Origin of the sequence: Marinifilum sp., from assembly GCF_965230805.1 — a bacterium.
Classification (GTDB): domain Bacteria; phylum Bacteroidota; class Bacteroidia; order Bacteroidales; family Marinifilaceae; genus Marinifilum.
The window spans coordinates 1343229-1365460 of record NZ_OZ246019.1; the positions used below are offsets into that span (position 1 = coordinate 1343229).

Annotated in this window: 9 protein-coding genes; 5 read left to right on the forward strand and 4 right to left on the reverse strand. The window is 36.0% G+C overall.

What is annotated here, in order from left to right:
• Positions 1-201 precede the first annotated feature (201 nt).
• A complete protein-coding gene (locus ACO05S_RS05290; RefSeq protein WP_421920489.1) occupies positions 202-966 on the reverse strand; it encodes an AAA family ATPase in 765 nt (254 codons plus the stop codon).
• A 350-nt stretch (positions 967-1316) separates the two neighbouring features.
• Between ACO05S_RS05290 and ACO05S_RS05295 the strand changes: the two genes are divergently transcribed.
• Positions 1317-1757, forward strand: a complete 441-nt coding sequence (locus ACO05S_RS05295) for a hypothetical protein (protein WP_421920490.1) — start codon at positions 1317-1319, stop codon at positions 1755-1757.
• A gap of 32 nt (positions 1758-1789) precedes the next feature.
• Here the strand turns inward: ACO05S_RS05295 and ACO05S_RS05300 are convergent, their stop codons facing one another.
• Positions 1790-2905: a hypothetical protein gene (locus ACO05S_RS05300; protein ID WP_421920491.1), complete on the reverse strand. Its 1116-nt coding sequence runs from the start codon at positions 2903-2905 to the stop codon at positions 1790-1792.
• A gap of 187 nt (positions 2906-3092) precedes the next feature.
• Here ACO05S_RS05300 and rlmD point away from each other — a divergent pair, with 187 nt between their 5' ends.
• The 4 genes from rlmD (at position 3093) to ACO05S_RS05320 (ending at position 8448) form a co-directional block, all read left to right on the forward strand.
• Positions 3093-4502: a 23S rRNA (uracil(1939)-C(5))-methyltransferase RlmD gene (gene rlmD / locus ACO05S_RS05305; protein WP_421920492.1), complete on the forward strand. Its 1410-nt coding sequence runs from the start codon at positions 3093-3095 to the stop codon at positions 4500-4502.
• A 637-nt stretch (positions 4503-5139) separates the two neighbouring features.
• Entirely contained in the window at positions 5140-6741 is a 1602-nt protein-coding gene (locus ACO05S_RS05310) for an ATP-binding protein (protein ID WP_421920493.1), read from the forward strand.
• A 115-nt stretch (positions 6742-6856) separates the two neighbouring features.
• Positions 6857-7627: a peroxide stress protein YaaA gene (gene yaaA / locus ACO05S_RS05315; RefSeq protein ID WP_421920494.1), complete on the forward strand. Its 771-nt coding sequence runs from the start codon at positions 6857-6859 to the stop codon at positions 7625-7627.
• Positions 7628-7734: 107 nt separating this feature from the next.
• The gene (locus ACO05S_RS05320) at positions 7735-8448 is read left to right on the forward strand and encodes a hypothetical protein (RefSeq protein ID WP_421920495.1); all 714 of its coding nucleotides are present in this window, start codon (positions 7735-7737) and stop codon (positions 8446-8448) included.
• A gap of 112 nt (positions 8449-8560) precedes the next feature.
• Here ACO05S_RS05320 and ACO05S_RS05325 read toward each other — a convergent pair whose 3' ends face one another.
• Together ACO05S_RS05325 and ACO05S_RS05330 are read right to left on the reverse strand one after the other, a co-directional pair.
• Entirely contained in the window at positions 8561-9556 is a 996-nt protein-coding gene (locus ACO05S_RS05325) for a type IX secretion system membrane protein PorP/SprF (protein WP_421920496.1), read from the reverse strand.
• Between the two features lie 118 nt (positions 9557-9674).
• Positions 9675-21905: a T9SS type B sorting domain-containing protein gene (locus tag ACO05S_RS05330; protein ID WP_421920497.1), complete on the reverse strand. Its 12231-nt coding sequence runs from the start codon at positions 21903-21905 to the stop codon at positions 9675-9677.
• Between the last annotated feature and the right edge of the window lie 327 nt (positions 21906-22232).

Below are 22232 nucleotides of genomic sequence, written 5' to 3' on the forward strand. Positions count from 1 at the left end.
TAAACATTTTACTTATTTAGTTCTTTATTTTTTTACAATACAAAACTATTAACTGCTTCATTTACACCTTCCCGGACAAGCTGTCTCACGTCAAGGACACAGGGCAGCACGTCAAGGACAGAGGGTAAGCCGTCAAGGACTGAAAGCTGCTGTCAATGACAAGGAACAAACAATGCCCTATGATTACTGATTGCTGACAAATTATTTCTGACAACTGCTCTTTGGTAACTGTTCGCTGGTAAGTGATACCTGTTCACTAATCTCAGCTTTTTTCAACATTTCCGATCGTATGATATTTTCTTTCACCTCAGTCATTACGATATTTTCCGCCTCGGCAAATGATATATCATACACCCGATTAACTTTAGTATATTCTTTGGGGAAGCGAAAAAGTAATTTATCATACAATCGATCCAGATCTTTCTTTTTAGGATATTGAAACTCCATTTTTAATTCGAATCTACGAACCAAAGCCTCATCAATCATATCAATCTGATTGGTAGCTGCAATCATTACCGAATTTTTAGGCAAATGATCCATCATTTGAATCATTCCATTCACCACACGTTTCATTTCACTGCTATCGGTATTGTCGTAGTTTCGTTCTTTCCCCAAAGAATCAAATTCATCGAAAAACAATACAGCCTCCTGTGTTTCCACCATTTTAAAAGCTGAAGCAATATTTCTTGAAGTCTCTCCCAATTTCGAAGAAACAATATTTCCCAGGTGAATCGTTTTGATCTTTTTATTTAGAGTATTGGCAATTGCCTTAGCTGTCATGCTTTTACCACAACCCGACTTACCAAAAAGCAGTATTTTATTCATAACCGGTAAACCATACTTGCTCAAAATTTCAATATGCTCATATTCTCTTAAAAACTGAGAAATCTGTACAAAGAGTCTTTCGTCAAAAACTACATCATTTAAGTCAACTTTTCCATTATTGGGTATAAACAAATGATTCATGCTAAATTATTGTGTTTCTTATAGTTTGTTGTTGCATTTATAATTCTGCAAACTTAGTACTTTATCCTTAAAGCCAAAACTATCATTTTGAGAGTTATCGAAAAGAATTACTTTTGCAAATTATTATTAAAATCTATTGTAACCTGTTGAAGTGTAAACTCTAATACCCGTTTAATTATGAAACCAGTATGATTAAAATAATTAAACACACATGATAACGATTATTTTGATCTTGCGGCTTCCATCTACCAAATGGAAGAAAATTATAAAGGAATCGAAATAAGTATTAAATTCTCGAAAGAATGAAACTTATTTCATGCTAAAATTTAAATAATTACGTTAGGTTAGAAATGAGCTATATTAGGTACTTGTATTTAGAGGAAGAAAAGCAATTGATAGTTGCTTGTGGCAGGAAGGTAGTTGATAGAAAAATTTTAGTGTCGGAGTTTCAAAGCATGTTTCATAAACTAAACATTGATTCTCCTGTTGATGTTTTATTGGATATAAAAAACATTCATCTAAAAGCATCAACACAAGCTAATAAAATCTACACCGATTATTTTCTGGGCAATAGAGTGTATGTCAATGTTCATAGGGTAGCGGTATTGGCCGACAGTCCAAGCCAGGTAGTGCAAACAATGCTTTTTATGGATGGCATTACTAATTTGGAAACAAGAATTAAGATATTCAATACCGAAAAGTCGGCCAGCAATTGGTTAAGTAGTAATAATCAAAACGAAAAAATTCTTTGTGCACACAAAGCTTTATCAGGGGCTAAAAATGCTTCCTAAAAGAAAGGAGAACGATAAAAGTTCTCCTTTTCTTATTCTTTCGAATAATCTTGATAGATCGCTTTTTCAAACTCAATCCAATGCTCATCTGTCATTCTATCAGGAGTAAACAAACAAATTCCTTTTGCTCCATTCACCATCGATTCACGAATGGCTTCTCCAATCTCATCAGGCAATAATCCATGATTTTCAGGATCATCTTCTTTGGCTTTAGAGTCGGGTTTAGGACAAATAAACAAACCACTGTAAACCGCACGTTCTCCATTTAAACTTTCCACCGATTCCTTACACATTTTACCAATCCATTCGGTTCCTTCCAAATAAAAATCGTTATAATTCATTGGAAAAAATGCGTCCAAATTCCATCGATCCCACTCTTGGCGAACCATTTTTACTGCATGCGAATGTGGCCCGGGAAACACTGCTGCTGTAATGTCTTTTCCTTGAGCATGAACATCTTCAACCAAACGGTTTACAATCTTTGTAATCAAATCCTGGCGAAACTGTTTCCATTCTTGTAATTCTCTGGCTTCAGCCTGATTGGTAATTTCGATTCCTGTTTTTGCCTTAAAATCTGCCTTGCACTTGTCACAATAGCAATAATCATATTCAGGATATTCTTTATCCATTACCAAAGCATATTTGTCCCATAATCCTTTTGCAAGAATCACATCCGGGAAGCGAATATAATCTAAATGCACACCATCCACCTCAGGCAAACGAGCAATGGCAACATATAAATTAGATAGATATTGATAAACCTCCTCCCTGTTCGGACACAAAAAAGTGTAATGATCCACATAGGCAGGTTTATCGTAGGCCGATTCTCCATTTCCGTTTACTGCATACCATTCGGCTGGTATATTTTTGTCTCTGCCTTGCACCATTGTAGGTATCCAGGTATGAAACTTTAGCCCAATGCTTTTGGCGATTTTTCCCACACGCTGATATACTGCAGGATCATGCCCTCCATTATACATCAGCCCATCAATACCCTTTTCTTTTAAATTGGTAAATTTTTCCAACAACTCGGTATCCGTTGCTTCGCCGGGTCCGCCTAACCAGGCAAAACATGGAACTTTTATTGCTTGCCTGGTACTACACGACACCAAAAGCAACAAACTGATAACAGCAAGTAACTTGTTCATAGTAAGAGTTTAATAAGATTTATGGCTTTGGAATACACGCTAAAGGTAGAAAAATTAGTATTATTTATTGCCTTTAGAATTTAACTTTTGACTATTCAACTGCACCACTGTTCGACTTTTTGACCATCCGTCTTTTCGACTATTCCACTTTTTATATCTTTGTGCCCAAATTAAAAATATACGACAAGTGGGAAGAAGAAGAAACAGAAAACCCCTTCTGCAAAACATTAAAATTGAGAAGTTAGCCGCCGAAGGAAAGGCCATCGCAAAAGTGGAAGAAAAAGTATTGTTTGTTACAAACGTAATTCCGGGTGATGTAGTGGATGTACAGGTTACCAAAAAACGAAAAAATTATTTGGAAGGTAATCCTGTTTTCTTTCACGAGCATTCGCCACTAAAGAAAGATGCTTTTTGCGAGCACTTTGGAGTTTGTGGCGGTTGTAAATGGCAAAACCTGCCTTACCAAGAGCAATTAAAATTCAAGCAGCAAGAGGTTATCGACAACCTGGAAAGAATTGGAAAACTTAATTTACCCGAAGTGAATAAAATCTTGGCCTCTGCCAAAACAGAATTCTATCGTAACAAATTGGAATATACTTTCTCTAGCAAACGATATTTAAGCAATGAAGAAATAGCCAGTGGCAAAGATTTAAATCGAACTCCAGCAGTTGGGTTCCATGTTCCTCGATTGTTCGATAAAGTAGTTGACATCAACAAATGCCACCTGCAACCCGAACCCTCGAATGCCATCCGCTTGGCAATTAAAGAATTTGCTTTTGCCAATGATTTAAGCTTTTTCGACATTCGCAACCAAGAAGGTTTTCTAAGGACTTTAATTATTAGAACGGCTTCTACAGGCGAGAATATGGTGATTGTTACCTTCTATCACGAAGATATTGAGAAAAGAGAAGCATTATTGAATCATTTGGTTGAGAAATTCCCCGAAATTACATCTTTAATGTATGTGATTAACCAGAAAGCCAACGATACCATTACCGATCAGGAAGTTGTATTGTTTAAAGGTCGTGATCACATCTTCGAGAAAATGGAAGATTTAAAATTTAAAATCGGTCCAAAATCATTCTATCAAACCAATTCCGATCAGGCTTACGAATTGTATGGCAAAACACGCGAATTTGCAAAGCTAACGGGCAAGGAAGTGGTTTACGATTTATACACCGGAACCGGAACCATTGCCAACTTTCTTGCCAAACAGGCCAAGCAAGTTATCGGCATCGAGTATGTACCCGAAGCCATCGAGGATGCCAAGGTAAACTCAGAAATCAACGGAATAAACAACACTAAATTCTTTGCCGGTGACATGAAAAAAGTTCTTACCAAAGAATTTATCAAACTTCACGGTCAGCCCGATACCATGATTGTTGATCCTCCTCGTGCAGGCATGCATGCTGATGTTGTGGAAACCATTCTTCACGCTGCTCCAAAACGAATTGTTTACGTAAGCTGCAACTCGGCAACCCAGGCACGCGATTTAGCCATGATGGACGAAGCCTACAAAGTAACCAAAGTACAAGCTGTAGACATGTTCCCACACACACATCATGTTGAGAATATAGTGCAGTTAGAGAAACGTTAAGTTTTTTAATTAAACCATAAAAAGCTTGCAGGGATATTCTTTGCAAGCTTTTTATGGTGATAAGAGCACTCAAAAATCCCTGTACAGCTTAAAACTCATTTTATAATTAAACAGGTGAAGCTCTATTTCGTAAGATTAAAACACTCTGTGGCTCTCCCTGTCCTTTTGAGGTTTTATCATTTGCAGCAAAAGATTCATCACAAATAAATGCTGCAAGTCTGAATGACACACAGGTTTATAGCATGCTGTGCCAAAATCACCTCGATCTGCGCATTTTTTTTTACCATTCTGCTCTAAAATATGCTATTCTGCGGCATATTTGGCTCTTCTTCGGCTAAACACTAGTAGTGTCTCAAATTTTGTGTTAATGATAATATTTCAAATCATGCGAGTTTCTGGCAAAGCAGGAAGCACATTCTTTTTAATTAAATAAACGGTTTAAGCTGGAACCAATTCATATCATTCTTTAATTACTTGCAGATTATTCTTTACATATCTTCCTTAAATTAATTAGGAAAAATTTAACTTGCCTTTCTCTATTTTGTTGATTAAATTTGATTTACAAATCACCCTGCTTACCATATAAAAACCGATGACTGCTTAAGACTTACATTTTTACCAGCTAACTACTTGAATAATGAAAGGACTTAAATTCCAAACCAGACTTATATTAGGTTTTTCAACCATTCTTTTTTTTAGTTTCGTGATTGGAATCATATCATTTATCGAAATCAAAAATATAGGTGATAAAACAGAATCGATCTATCGTCATCCTTTGGCTGTTAGTAATTCAGTGCGCGACATCAATATTAGTATAAATGCCATACATCGCTCGATGAAAGATGTAGTGCTTGCCAAAAATCAAGAAGAACTGCACGAGTCTATTCTGTTGGTTGGTAAGCATGACAAGCAGATATATAAATCATTTAAAATTGTTCAGGAAAGATTTTTAGGTAAAAAAGAAGTGGTTAATGATGCCTATCAGGCTTATCGCGATTGGGAAAAAATACGTGACGAAGTGGTCATGTTAAAAAGAGGAGGACAGGATGAGCGAGCAGCTGACATAACTCGTGGTCGCGGAGCTTTCCAAGTAAATCTGCTATTCGAAAAAACCAAAATTCTTACCGACTTTGCTCAAGACAAAGCCGATGAATTCTATCAAAGCACCCTTAAATCAGAGAAAAAAAGTTTGGCAATTCTGATCACAAATATTTCTTTAATATTATTTATTAGTGTTGTTACGGCCTTTTGGCTGTCGAAAAGCATCTCGCAACCCATTCGTAAATTTATTAATGAAATCAGTTCAATTTTTTCACACGAAAATGAGTTGATTAAAAACTTAAGCAATAAAAACGAACTCGACATTTTAAGTATTGCATCTAAAAAATTAAAATCATCATACAAAAAGCTGAATGATTTTAACAAAGAATTGGATAAACAAATTGAGCAACGCACAGCAGAATTAAAAGAGGCAAAAGAAAAGGCCGAAGAGAGCGAGCGATTAAAAACGGCTTTTCTTGCAAACATGTCTCACGAAATCAGAACCCCTTTAAATTCGATTCTCGGATTTTCTGAATTTTTGAAAAACGAGGATCTCCCTAAGGAGAAAAAAGAACTGTACCTAAGCATGATTGATAATGGTGGCCAAAGGTTGTTGACTATTATTACTGATATTGTTGATATTTCTAAAATAGAGGCTCGTCAATTTAATTTGATCTATGAAACTGCCATGCTTAATGAAATTATTAATAACCTGCAACAACAGTTTTCCATAAGTACCAATAAAAAGGAATTAAAACTTAAATCGATGAAGTCTTTAAACGATTCTTCAAGCTATATTTCTACCGATACCACAAGACTTTCGCAGGTAATCTCAAATTTATTGGAGAATTCGATAAAATTTACCGATCAGGGCGAAATCGAATTTGGTTACGAAATCAAGAATAACAATTTGCTTTTTCATGTAAAGGATACCGGAATTGGGATACCAAAAGATTTCCATCATTTAATATTCGAGAGATTTAGACAAACCGATAACCAAAACGCTAAATTGCACACCGGAACCGGATTAGGTCTTTCTATTGCAAAAGGAATTGTTACACTTTTTGGCGGGAAGATATGGGTTGAATCGGAAAAAGGAATTGGATCCTCTTTTTATTTCGAGATTCCATATCTTCCTAAATCTTCAAATGATGAAGAAAAGAAGAAGAGAACCAGTCTATTCGCAAATCATCAATAAAGCATTCCTGTTTTAAAAATCGAAACAGATAAAATATCAATCATGATCAAGACTATTGATGATTGAATGAATAATCCTTAATTTTAATTCCACCAATAAAAAAAATACTTACAATATGCTAATCGTTATATCACCTGCCAAAACATTAGATTTTGAATCGCCGGTAAACACCAAGCTTTATTCCAAGGCAAGCTTTACCAAGGATGCAGAACAATTAATTAAAATACTTCGAAACCTAAAAGTGGACGAAATTTCGGACTTAATGGGCATTAGTGCTAAACTGGCTCAATTAAACTTTGAACGATTTCATCAATGGCATCTGCCATTCACAACTGATAATTCGAAACAATCATTACTTGCATTTAAAGGTGATGTTTATACAGGTATTGATGCCGATACATTTACTGAGAAAGATTTTGAAGTTGCACAAGAAAAATTACGCATTCTTTCGGGTCTTTACGGCGTTTTAAAACCAATGGATTTAATTCAAGCTTATCGCTTGGAAATGGGCAAAAAATTGAAAAACCAAAAAGGGGCTAATCTATATCAGTTTTGGGGTGATAAAATCACAAAATCAATCAATAAAGATTTAAAAGAGTACCATCACAAACATTTAATAAATCTGGCTTCGGATGAGTACTTTAAATCGATAAAAGCCAAAGAAATAAATGCCGAAATTATTACGCCTGCCTTTAAAGATTTAAAGAATGGACAGTACAAAATGATCAGTTTCTTTGCCAAAAAAGCTCGCGGATTAATGACTCGGTTCGTTATTCAGAATCAAATTACAAATCCGGAAGATTTAAAAGCATTTGATTTAGATGGATACATTTTCAACCCGAATCTATCGAAAGAAAATTCACCCGTTTTTACACGCGATCATTAGTGAATTATTGCATTATTAAAAAGAGTTTTGGGTCTTGTTTTTACCTGCAAATTTTACTATGTTTAAATGCAACACAATCCGAGTATTAACCTATTAATCTGTTTGGTATGAGCACCGAAAACTATATAGTGAAGTATGGAAGTCTTCTTAAAGAAGAAACCTTAGAAGTTATTGATGATAAAATATTGCCCAATACCATAGTGCTGGAAGCCACAAATCCATTTCCCGGATATTATGAATATTATGATGGTTTTCAAAAAGATGTTCAACCACATTACATCTATTTGGTATTAGATAGAAAATATGATTTGGAAGAATTTACGCGAGCAACTCAAAAAATAATGAGTTATTTCGAGGTTAAATTTCATGCAGCAATTGGCAGCCTTACAATTTTCAACGATGTTTACTACACAATTCGTATTCGTAGAATAAACGCTTACGATCAGATTAAGGAACTACAGGAGTGTTATCAGTCCGAAGGCATAAATTTTAAAACCAATGGGGCAATTCCTCACAACTCTAAAGCAATGATTCAATTGGATAAGTTTTTTGCATTGGATGTAATTGAGGAAGCATTTTATAAAGACCATATAGAGCCAAATCACGGGTATTTTACCATTCCTAAGAAGCTAAATTGGAAGCAATTTGAGCAACTAACAAAACAGGTGAAGTATAATATGGAAATGATTCATTTTGATGTTTCGTTAGGCTTTATTTACAACAACTTTTTGGTTATTGATATGATTCGTGTTTATGCTGAGAATTTAGATCTTGATTTAATGAAAAAAATCCGATCAAAATATATCGAGAGAATTAAATAACGTGAGTTCGACGTAAAATTCTATCCACAGAAAGTCAGATTTAATCAGGATTTTCTTAAAAAAATCAGTGCAAACTGTAACAATTATTTTAGTCGAAATTAGCTTAATAGATTTAAAATACCGGCGATCGAACTGCTTTAATTCTCTTTCTTCTTTTCTTGATATCAACTGACAAAGGAAAAGAGAACGAAACTTCATGAGCACCGGTGTTGGTATGTATTAATTTCGAGATTGCATAATCGTAACTATAAGCTACTTTAAAACGTTCCGTTACAAATCCGGCCATGGCAATAAAGGAGTCGTAATTTGGCTCAAAATTCTGATTAAACCACAATCCAAACACAATAGAACTCTTGCTTGCATAAAGCCCGTAGTTCATTTGCGAAAAATCACCTTGCTGTTGATAAAGCAAAGCAGGTGCAATCACCCAATTGTCGGCATATCTTTGGCTTCTTCCACCCAATACAAACTCTGCTCCAGCATGAACGGTATATTTTATCTGCAATTTATCTTCTTGTTCATCATCAAAACTTAAGTCGGGCTTTGACAAATGGTGAGCGGCAATCCCAAAATAAAAATCCTTGTAATAAGCAATCGTTCCCAAAGAGAAATCCCAACCGTCTTTTCTGCGGGTTATTGGATCACCCGATGAATTGTGTGGAAATATATTACCATAAATGGGCGAAACCTGATCGGGAAATACAAGATTTTGCCAGTCCACTTTCTTTTGCATGAATGCAGCTTGAATAGCCGGTCGAACAATAAACTCATCATTAATTCTTAGGTAAAAGGAATACATCCCTGCAAAAGTTGTAGTTTTAAGTGCCCCATCACCCTGATCATCTTGAATGAGCATTAGCCCTATTCCTCCGTTTAAAGTCTCGTAAAAATTATCAAAGGCCACACTATAGCTTACGTAAGGCAAATCGAGGTTTGGCCATTGATTGCGATAATTCAAACTTACATTAGCATTATTTGTAGATCCCGCCAATGCCGGATTTAGGTATAGTTTATTTGCATAAAACTGCGAGAATCGAATATCCTGAGCAAAACCATGCATCATCGATATCAAAAATAGCACACAAAAAGCAAACAGAGTTTTCTTCATCTATTCTCAAATTTATAAATCCAAAGAGTTAATAGCTTAAGCAAGTGATCCTAATTATAAAACTAAAATCACTCGTAAAATAAATTTATTCTATTGATTTAATAAAGCTTTCTGCCAATTATCTAATCAGCATGAAAGTTCCTTTGTTGGTTAATTCTCCATTAATAAACACCATCCAAACATAAGCACCTGACGGGCACATCTTTCCGTTGTATTTACCATCCCAACCTCCATTACGACCAACTTGATCTGTTTTGTAAAGAAGTTCTCCCCAACGATTGTATACGTACATTTCATATTTTTCAATATCATAGTTGATATCCTTTAAATAGAAACGATCATTTTCGTTGTTAGAGTTAGGAGTAAATGCATTGGGAGATTCCAGTCCTACAGGTTTTACTTCTAAACTTACCGAATCAACAGCAACACAACCTAAATTATCCCTTACTTTCAACTCATAAGTACCTGTCTCCGATGCTTCATATCGCTGCAAAATAGTTCCATCCTGCCATTCGAAGAAATATGGAGAATATTCTAGTGGAAGATTCGGTGCAATAATTACGCTTTGTCCTTCGTGAATTGTTACCGGCCTGCCTTCAAGCAATTCTATTTCTTTTGGTCCATCAAAAATCAGATTGTTTCTTAAATCAAGTTTTGGTGTTGGATTGATAACAAATCGTTGCTGGTCGCCACAGCCATGCTCATTTTCTACGGTTAACAGATATTTACCCGGCTGATCGATTATTCTGGCTTCATCGGCATAACCATCATTCCAAATCGGGTTATCCATATCGGCAATATTGACTTGAAACTGATCACCTTCGCATGCAAATACATCTTCATCCAGCTTAGGATCTGCCACCATATGCACAATCACTTCATCCTCAGAATTACATCCGTAAAGATCAGTAACATTAATCTTGTAGGTATAGGTGCCCTCGGGAGCATTAATGATTTTAGGACTTCTTGTATACGGATCATCTAAATGATCTGCATTTGTCCAGCTAACGTCTTCTGCATTGCCCACGATATCAGTAAGTAATTTCAATTGATTACACTGTCCCACTGTTGTATCGGGAATTGTAGAAACCACTGGCAAAGGAGCAACAGTTAGTTCAACCAAATCCATATTGGTACAACCATGTTCGTCCATTACGGTAGCAATCAGCACCTGTGATTCGCCAGGAGTAAATATAGGACTCATTGAATTCGCATCATCTAAATTAGTAGCTGGCGACCACTGAATGTTATTTTCATTGGTCTTGGCTGTTAAAGTAAATGGCTTGCAGCTTCCAATGGTTGTATCGTCAGTAATATTCACAACAGGCAAGGCATCCACCTGAATTATTGTTTTGCCTGTTACATTCGAACATCCATTCTCATCGGTATATGAATAGTGAATATTGTAAGTTCCGGGTCCTTTGTCTGCCGGGTCAAATACTTCTTCCGAAATATCATCAACCCAATAAATACCTCCTTCAGGATAGCCTCCGGATAGAGTGAAGCTTTCTTCACAAACCCCTTTCGATTCGAAAGCTGCCAAGTTAACTGTTGGCAATGCATGCAAGACAACCACAGAGTCTACTTTCGATTCACAGCCAGTAGCCACATCTGAAATATAAATGGACAGTTGACCTTCGTCTTCTTCTCCCCAAGTTACTCTTGTTCTTAACCCCTGTTGAGGACCGGCAAAAATTCCGCCATCAACATCCCAACCATATTCATTTTCATTTACCTGATTGGTTACATAAGTTACACGATCTTCTTTAGCACATAGTTTCATTCTACCAAATATTGCGGTATTAGGCAATTCGTGAACTATTAACTCGGTTGGCTTGGTGGATCTTGAATCCGTACAACGATCCGACACAATACAAGTATAGTATCCGTTATCTAACGGATCCGACTCTAAAATATGATATACCGAACTTGTTTCTCCAGAAATATCCACCCCATCTAACTTCCATTGATAAGTTACATCGTTCCCCTCAACATCAGCCACTAGCGTAACTTCCTCGTTCGAACAAACTTCAATATCAGCAATTTCGGACAGAATTCGCAGTTGAGCAATCACTGTAAGCGTCATTTTATCGCTAATAACACTTGTACAATAATTTGAAACCTCACAAGTATAACTTGCATCATCGTTAAGTTGAATTGATGTTAAACTTAAAACTGGAGACGTTTTACCCGGAATATCAACTCCATCTTTTTGCCATTGATACTTCAATTTTTCACCTGTCGCTTCAACACTAAACTCTACCAATGATTCATTCTCACAAACCTCATCGCTTTCACTAATACTAGTAATCTTTGGCAATTCAGTTACTTCCAGTGAACCAGTTGTTGAAACATCACCACATACACCGGTAACCTGCACTTCGTAATCACCTTCATGGATTATCTCTGTTGAGGTATAATTCAAAGTTTTATCATCTGAAATTTTAACTCCTTCAAAATACCATTCAAATTGAATATCTTTTGCTCCAGTTACATTTGGAGTCCAACTTAACATTTCACCTTCGCAAACAGGTCGGTTCCCGAGTGGTGCAATTAGTGTTGTATTTTCATACACTCGTACTGTTATTTTTTGGATGATTCCACCTGCCGGAGCACCTTCACCTTCTATTATACAGGTATAAACTCCTGCATCAGCCGTGGTTAGTTCAGGAATGTACAAGTTAAGATCTGTAAAAGGCAAAACGGTTTCACCTTTCTTCCAAACAACATTATTAACTTGTCCTGTTGCATCAATATTTAAGGATAATGGCTCTCCCTCACATTTCTCTTCTAAATCGGCCAAACCTTCAACAATAACTACAGGCTCTTTTACGGTTAATTTACCAGATGCCAACCTTGTTCCGCAAGAACCGGTTATTGTACAATGGTAATAACCCGCATCGCTTAACTGTATATCTTTAAAACTTATTGTTGGTCCGTTTACTGCAAGTGGAGTAATAACACCGTCTTTTTCGTGTGTCCAGCTATAAGTAAGCTTATGCCCTGTAATATCCACAGTCATATCATAATCCTCTCCAACAAATTTTACATCATTGGCAAGTGTAGTATTCAATATTGTAGCAGGATCAACTGTCAATTGTGCTGTTTCTGTAAGTTCTTCACCACAGGAATTGTCATTGGTAACAACACACTTAATAGTATAGGTACCGGGAGTAAAAGCATCGGCTGGCAAAACATCTGAACCACTCATTAACAATGCCGAAATGGTAACACCTGTTTCAACATCATCAATATACCACTTGTAATGTAAACTACGACCTGTTGCCTTGGCTCTAAACACCACATCTTCCCACTGACATACAGTTTTATCAGCAATAGATTCGAGTGTTGGAGTGGGGTTAACAACTTGCGCTCCAACAGAAACATCTTCACCACATTTATTTTTAACAGTTACTTTGTAGTTACCTTCCATTGTTGTTGTGGCAGCTCCCAAATAGTACCTTTTACTGTCATCTTCTACAGTTCCTGACACTGCTGCCGGAACTTGCCATGTAATGTTATCAAATGAACCATTTACAACGATTGATCCCATTTCCAAATCTTTACCTTCACAAATAGCAGATAAATCTTCGATACCAAGGGTAATTTCAGGAGTATGAATAACTGTAAGCTCAGTCTTATACTCAATACTGTTTCCACAGTTATCGGTAACAGTACAAATGTAAGTACCTGCATCAGTATCACTAAGTGAGCTAATCAAATAGCTCGTTGTTGCCGAACTTATAGTAGCTCCCTGATGTGTCCAGGCATATGATTTTACATCACCAGTTAGCTGAACCTCCAGGTTCAACTCATCGCCAAGACATAATTCTGTTGTTTTATCCCAATTATTTACTCTTGCAATTGGGTCGAAAACATTCACATATCCTGAAACCGATTCTGTTGAACAACCATCGGATACTTCAACTTTATATTGTCCTGATTCACTCTTGTTTGATGGAGTAAATGTATAATCATCAGTGTTTTCTAGGGGAATCTCAACATTATCTTTATACCATTTATAGGTTAGCGAAAGTGTCGGGTCGATATTATTTATGCTTACTGATAAAGTTTGAGAATTGTTCGTACACATCTCGCTACCATTTGCCCAAGCATTTAAGCTTAGTTTTTCATGATGATAAACAGTAAAATTACTTGATTTATCAGGACAAATGCCTCCATTACCAACTATCACTTTGTAATCTCCATTATCATCTGCTCCAATATTTAGCATTGTTGTTGTTGAAACTTCTGTTGTTGCATCCTTCATCCATGAATAAGTTAAAGGTGTTGTTCCGGAAGTTACATTCAGTGTAATTTGTTTACTTTCATCGAAACACAAATCTTGATCTAAAACAGGATCAAATACAACTGGTTCAAATACTTCAACTTTCACTTCGTTTGAAGTTTCATCGGCACTTGAACCATCTTTTACGATACAACGGAATGCCCATGAATTCATAGCAGTTGTAACATTTGGAACAGTTAGAGTAGATATTTTTCCTGTTCCATCAACAGACGCAATCATACCATGATTTCCAACAGCGACTGCGAACCCACTACCTTCATCATATTGCCATTCATAAGTAAATCCTGAATTGGTACCTATTATCTCAAATTTCACATCCTCATTTTCACAAGCCTGAAGGTTGGTTGGTTGAGTGAAGATTTTGATTAATGCATTAACAGTTAATGTTGCTGTAGCACTTGCGACATCTGTTGAACAAGTATTGCTAACCAGACATCGGTATTGATTATTATTAAATAAAGTGTTAGCTGTTGTAATTGTTAAACTTGCAAGATTACTTCCAGAATAAGTTGCATCATCCACTAAATCATCCCAATCTGAACCATTCCAGACTTGCCATTGATAAGTTATTGGCACTCCTGAAATTTCATCACCTGTTGCAGTTAATTCAAAGGTAGCATTTTCACCATCTGAAATTGTAATATCAGCAGGTTGAGAAGTAATTGTTACTCCCTGATTTACTATTAATTCTGCAACATCACTGGTTAGACTATTTCCACATGCATCGGTAATTATGCAATAATAGGTATTACCATCAATTGCTGTTGCTGGTGTATATTTATTACCATCAACTACCACAGCTGTTACTGCTATTCCATTTTCTAACCATTGGTAACTTAAAGGTGCGTAACCTGAAGCAGTAACCGAAAATTCAGGTATTGGCTCTCCTTCACAAATTGTAAAATCTGACGGCTGAGTATTAATAGCCAATTCATCACGTACAGTAAAAGTAAATATTCTGCGTTCAGTTTTACATGTATTAGAAACTTCACATTCATAAACAATGTCTGTATTTATTTCATCAACATAGTATGATGAAGTTGTAGATAAAACATCTCCGGGAGTTCCAGATACATACCATTTATACTCTATTTCATCACCATCTGCTGTTACAGATAAGTTTCTTGATACACCCTTACAAACTTCTTCTGTAATATCTACTGCCGGAGCTACAATAGAAACTTTTTCCCAAATTGTTAAATCAACTTTATTTGTTGTCTTTGCAGTACCAGTACCAATTGCAACTTTACAATAGAATTCCCAACCGTTCATTGCTGTAGTTACAGGATCAATAGTTAATTGTCCACCTGAAACCCAAGCTGGATCAGCAGGTTGATCTCCAGTACCATCATTATAAAACCAGTTATAAGTATCAACAGCCGCTACTGTTCCTACAGTAAATGTAACAGGATCACCTTCACACAATTTTTGATCTAATGGCTGTGCTGTTATGTGATTATCAGTAGTAATGTTCAATATGGCTTTATCACTAAACACTTCAGGATCACAAACACCTCCATCGCTTGTAACTTTACATCGATATTCTTTTCCGTTAAATGTTCCAATTAGCGCTTTACTTACTGTTAATTCTGCTGTATTTACGTTAGAATAGTTAAGAGTTTCTAATAGGTCATCCCATCCTGAACCATTCCAAACCTGCCACTGATAGGTGTAATTTGGTTCTCCAGAAGCTGTTACGCTAAAATGTGCTGTCCCATTATCAGCAATTGATTGATGATCAGGATCTGTTACTGTAAGAGGTTCTACAACTGTTAATACTGCACTTTTTGAAGTAACTATATTACAAACATTCGAAACCTCACAATAATATGATTCACCATCAACTGGATGATTTTCAGTATAAGAATTACCTGTTGCTCCAACAATAGATCCTGAACTATTGTACCATTGGTAAGAAATATCATCTCCTCCTCCAGATACTATAAAATCAGGATCTGCTTCTGTAGAACACATTGTCCAATCAGCAGGATCACTTACTGTAGCTAGTTCTAACACATCAACCACGAATGTTCTTGTTTCCTTGTTACAATTCTGGTCGTTATAAACATCTACCTTATAAGTTGCCTCATCTCCAGTAGTAACTTTAGCAATACTAAAAGTAGCACTAGTTGACAATACTGTTGCCTCTTCTCCAACTTCATACCACTTGTATTTTAAGTTTTCACCTGTAGCTTCAACTGTTATTGAAAAAGGTGCATCAACACAAGCAGTAAGACCTGGATTATCCAATGTAGTCACTACTATGTTTTCCCATACATCAACCGATACTTCATTAGATGGTTGGCCTGTACTAATTCCATCACTTACAATACATCGAACTCCCCATGACTCCATTGCTTGTGTTGCATTTGGTACTGTATAAGTAGAAACCAATACATCTGATTCTGAATAAGCATCTATGAAATTATTATCTCCATTATGATATTGCCATTGATAGGTTAATCCTGTTGCTTTCGTTCCTGTTATTTCAAATACAATATTTTCACCCTCACATACTACTTGATCTTCTGGTTGGGCAGAAATTTTATTTACAGAATTGATAGTAAGTATTGCAGCATTACTTATAGCATTTGATCCACAAACTGTTCCATCGCTGTTTACCACACATCTGTATTGGTTTCCGTCAAAATCAGCTTTAAGTGCATTTGTAATTAATAACTCTGAGGTTTTCGCACCTGAATATTTCCCACCATCAAAAATATCATTCCAACCCGAACCAGAATTTTCCTGCCACTGGTAGGTATAATTTGGTTCACCTGTTGCCACAACGCCAAATTTTGCATTGGCACCATCTGCAATATTCTGATCTAATGGATTTGTAACTGCAACTTCTTTTATAATTGTAAGTGTTGCTTTTTTTGAAATTACTTTTCCACAATCTCCAGACTTGCCAGTTACTTCACAATAATAGGTTTCACCATCAAGCAAATTAGTTTCAGTAAATGTTGCATTTGTTGCACCTAGAATTTCACCTTTACTATTATACCACTTATAATTTGGGCCTCCCTCTGCATCGGCAACAACTGTAAAATCAATAGATATCTCTGTCTCACATACTGTTCGATCTTTAGGATCATCTGTAATACTTGGATTTTTATTTATATTAACATTAAATGTTAAAGTTTTATTTCCACATACCAAATCATTACTTAGCTCGCAAGTATACTCACCATCATCTTCACCAATTTTAACATGCTTCAACTCAATGATGGGAGAGTTTGGAAATTCCTTAGCTGGGTGATCTGTTTGTGTCCACTTGTAGTCTATTTTATCATCACCTGCATTAGCTGTCACGAATAAAGAAATTGTACCATCCTCACATATTGTTGTTGTGGCATCAGATTGAGCTGTTACTACAATATTGTTTGTAATATCTACACTAATTAAAACTGAATCTGCAGGACAATAAGCAGCATTAACTTTTGCAGTATAAATTCCATTATCAGAAGAACTAGCAAGATCAATCACAAAATCAGTAGGTTCTGCATTTCCATCAGTAATTTCAACAGCATCTTTCCACCACGAAATACCATTGTGTTCCCCACTTTCGGTGATGTTTAACTCGACGAGACCTGCGCATTTTTCCACACTATTAACAAGAGTACTTAATATTGGCTTCTCGTGAACTTGAACAATGTACTTTTTCTCCAAATAATCACAACCTCCCAGACTGGTTACTTTTGCAGTATAAGTATAAGGAGTAAGTCTTGGTGCTAAGGCATCTATTTTAACCAGGGTTTTATTATCCAAATCTGCAATATGATTGTTTGAATCATCGTACCATTCCAAAGTATATTCATCGCCATCAATTTCAATGTTAAATTCTTGTTCTACATTTTCACAAATGTCAAATGTTTCATCAGCTGGAGAAACAATTGAGATATGTTCGTTTACCGTAAGCTTTCTCTGAATTGTAACATCGCTACCACAAATAAGATGAATAACGCAATAATAAACGCCTTCATCAGCTTTTGACACAGGATCAATTTCCAAATAGTCGTTATTGCCAATTGATGCACTGTTTATATCGCTGAAGTACCATTGAAATGTTGGTGTTCCAACATAATCGATATCTAATCTAAATTTTTCTCCTTCACAAAGTGGTGGTATATCAGAAGCTGTATTAGGAGTATTTACTTTTTGCATCGAAAGAGTAGCTGATTCTGTTTTGGAATTACACTGATCTGAAACAGTACATGTATATATTCCCAGATCACTTTCTTCAACATTATCAATTGCCAGAGCTGTCTCATCAGTACCAACTATAGCTCCTGCTTCATTAGTCCAGGAATACTTTATTTCAGACAAAGCAGACATCTCTTCAACTTTGGCAACAAAACTTACATTTTCGCCCAAACATGTTCCAATGTCATCAATAGTTAAAGCTCCAAACTCAGGAATGATATTCCAGGTAAATTCATGAGTAAAATTTTCTGTTCCACAATTAGGTACAGCAATAAACTGCCAACTTCCTTCGTTTGTTGTATTTACTTCGAAAGTATATGGATTTGTTATCGAGATTTCTGTTCCATCCGGCTTTATTGCTTTGTACTCTGCAACCGCTCCATTATCATTAAAAGTAACAGTTACGTTAGTTGGATTACAAAATGGACCAGTTTCATCTGTTGTAATATCAGTCACAACCATTTTAGCCACAACAATTAAATCAGCTACAGAAACTTCTGAATCACATCGGTTCGAAACAGTTACCTTATAAGTTCCTTCATCGCCAGTTGCAATTGGCGAAATTATTTTCTGTCCTCCGGTGGTTTCAGTATCGATAGTACCATCTTTTTCCCATACGAACTTATAATATGAATTTGCTTCGCTTACTCCTACTCCAAAAGTATGCGTAGTAGTTCCTTCACAAAGAGTAACATCATCAAGAGGATCATCAATAGTCACAAGTGGAACAACATCCAAATCTCTTACTGATAAAGCAGCATCATTGTGACACACAACATCGCTACCTGCGGTTGAGTACACACTTGAAACACTAACTGAAAAAATCGACTCTCTGTTATCCATTGTTGCCGGAACAGTAAGAATTGAACCTGTTTCAGCAAGATCTGTAGTTCCTTCTTTCCAAGAGTAAACTAAAATCCCATCTCCGGTAGCATCGGCAGTAATAATAATATCATCACCTTCACATAAATCGGTATTAGGAGTTAGAGCAGTAAGCTCAGGAGCTGATAAAACATTCAATGTAATTTCATCGGAAGCTAAACCACAACCATTTTCTGCTTCACATCTAACAGTATATATACCAGCCGGATTATCAGCAGCAAAAACAAATGGATTCCCAACAAAATCAGGATAGGCAGCTCCATTTACATACCATTTTACTTGCCCGGCATCTCCTGTAACCGAAGCATCTAAAGTAGCGGTTGTACCAAAGCAGAAATTAGTTTTATCTGCTCTAATTTTAACTGTGGCTGCTCTATCAACCAAAACAGATAAATCAGCATGAACATTATCAGAAGATGATCCACATTGCTTATATTCTTCCTTAAAACTAATTGTGCATCTATAGTCTCCTTCATTTTCTTGTTGAGGATCAAGGAATATTAATTCATGAGTTTTGGTTCCGGAAAGTTCATCCACAACATCCTCTAAGTCAATATAATTCTCGGTTCCCTTTTCCTTTTTTGCCCAAGAATATTTGTACCAACTTGTATCTCCATTCGAAACATCAAGCGAATTTCTAACAGCCTCACAAAACTGGAATGTTTTTCCACTATTTGAATAACTATAATTAGGAACTACTCTGGCAACAAAAACAGCAGTATCTTGAACTGCTTGCACCAAAGTAATACTGTCAAGTGCAAAAGCGGAGTGAATTCCTGAAGAATTATTATTCAAAATTTTCAATATCGCATTAGAAGCCCCTTTGGGTTTCCATAAAGCTGATACTGATTGCCATTCGTTGGTTTTTTCAACTTTAAAGTTATCGACAATAACATCATCATTAACCATTATTTTTAAATTCTGCGGTGAAGTATAGCTAGCTTTATCATCTACACTTCTTCCGTACAGTTTTACAATGTAGTTAAAACCATCTACAACATCTACCGAAGTTCCTCTGTAAATTATATCTCCATAATTGTCTGATATGGCCATAAACATATAGTCATTATCCATATCCGTAAAAGCAGGATATTTAAAAGAAGGGTCAGCTTCTGTTGTTTGACGAACCGTTGTATACTCACCAGGATTTCGCAAGTTTCCATGTACTTCTGAATAATCAGAATCTACTGTTTTCTCAAAAAATGAACCGTTAAATAACTGATCCATTGCAGGATCTCGATAAGATCCCACCACATAATACGAGGTTTCCTCATTTGGTGCATCCACCAAAAGAGGGCCATTGGGGTTTATGGGATCACCTTTAAAATCGTTCACATACCACTCATAGTAATCCGGTCTTGGATCTTTAATGCTTACTTGAATCTTATCATCGTAACTTTCACAGATTAAATCCAATTTGCCATCAACATACACATCAAGCTCCGGAAGAATCTTAGAAATCTCTTTTGTAAATCCTGAATAATAACCAGCAGCTCCAACAACACCTGACTCCACCAGCCAGGCAACATTAATAGCCTTATTACTGTAAAATCGGTAGCTCCCCGTTAAGTTTTTATCTAATTTATAAATTTCCCATTGTGGGACTCCTGCAATTTGGGTAGTTGAACTCACAATATCACTTATTGGATACAAAGTTTTATCACCGTCTTTTGAATAACTTACTACTGCTCCGGTTTGGGTTAATATGGTGATTACACCATTAACACTTTGTTTGGCCAGGATCTCTGCGTAAGGAACGGTTACTTCGCGAATACCACTAGTAGAAACAGGAGGAATAAAATTCATCCCTACTGTAGGACCAATTTTTGAGCTACTACCAGATAAAGTTTGATAAACGTACACATTTTTATCGGTTAAGATGTATGCATTTCCATTCACATCATAAGGGTCATTCAGAATCAGATAGTCACCTTTCTTTGCAATGGTTCCTGCTGGACTACCGTTCACTTCCACTGAAACATTGTCTTCAGTAGCAACAATAATAGGTCTTTCAGTAGTGGAGTTCCCCTTACCCCGTAAGATGATGTATTCGTTTCTAACCTGATCAATGGGTACAATTTGGTCAACACCTATATCCTGACCAGAAGGTCCTGCTGTCCATGAACCACTGTTTACAACAATTGGTTTTGATGAAGTAACAGAAGTACCATTCATAGCATTCTTATCTTTATCCTGAAAGCCCGAAAGATCATGATCCACACCAACAATGTAACTCTCTCCTTTGTTTAAGGTTCTGGTAATAACAGTAGTTGGATCAACCGATTGTGCTTGCAACTGATTCGTAGTAGAATTAAACTCAGTTAATCCAGATACTTTAATATTGCTGAAGTTTACAAGCGTATTGTCTTCGATTGCCATTACAGATATAAAATGGCTTCGTCGGTGGGTTGCACTATTTTTATCAGTGTATACATGCCCCGACAAAAATTCAGTACCATAAGCGTAAGTTCCTTTTGTTGTTAGAGAACTTCCCTGATCTTTTGTAGAATGCCTCATGTTAACAAAGAATGGCGCATCAGGAGAATAAAACCTGAGTCCTTCACTTGTTAGAACTTTGTTTAGCTCTTTAGCTCCTACAACGTTCTCAGGAAAATCGTATGTATGCGGATACTTGGTGATAACTCCTTTTTCATCTCCCGCAGAATTGTAAAAAGCATAAGATTTAGGCGATTGGTTACTTATAGTTACTTGGTCTATTAAGTCATCATATCCTCGATAAATGTATACTGTGATGTCTTTTACAGAGTTGGTTGATAAAATTGCCCTGTGATAACCAATATCTTTTGGAACAGATGATCCATTATAAAAGGGCGGTACATAATGTTCGTAATCATATTGAGCAAAACCAGAAACCGGAAATGCAAACAGAACCAGAATAAAAATGGACTTTAATAAATAATGAAATCGAGTAAAATTTAAACCAATAATCATATCTTAAAATTCAGGATTTAGTAAAAGTTATTGTAAATCTTTTCCGGAGTAAGAAAAACCTTATTACGATGATCCCTATTCCTTACAAAGACTAATTCAATGATATTGAGAACAATTCAAATATCAACTGATGTACATTGTATATATGGCTAATATTATTCCGCAAATCTACTTTTTAAACTGATAAAAGCATACTTTTGTTACATATTTAATAAAAGTATTTAGTGCAGTCTCAACAAAAAAACGACCCTTCTTTCGAAAGACCGTTTTTAAACAATTATTATAATATTACGATTACTACTTGATCTGTTAATAATTTCCCTTCAA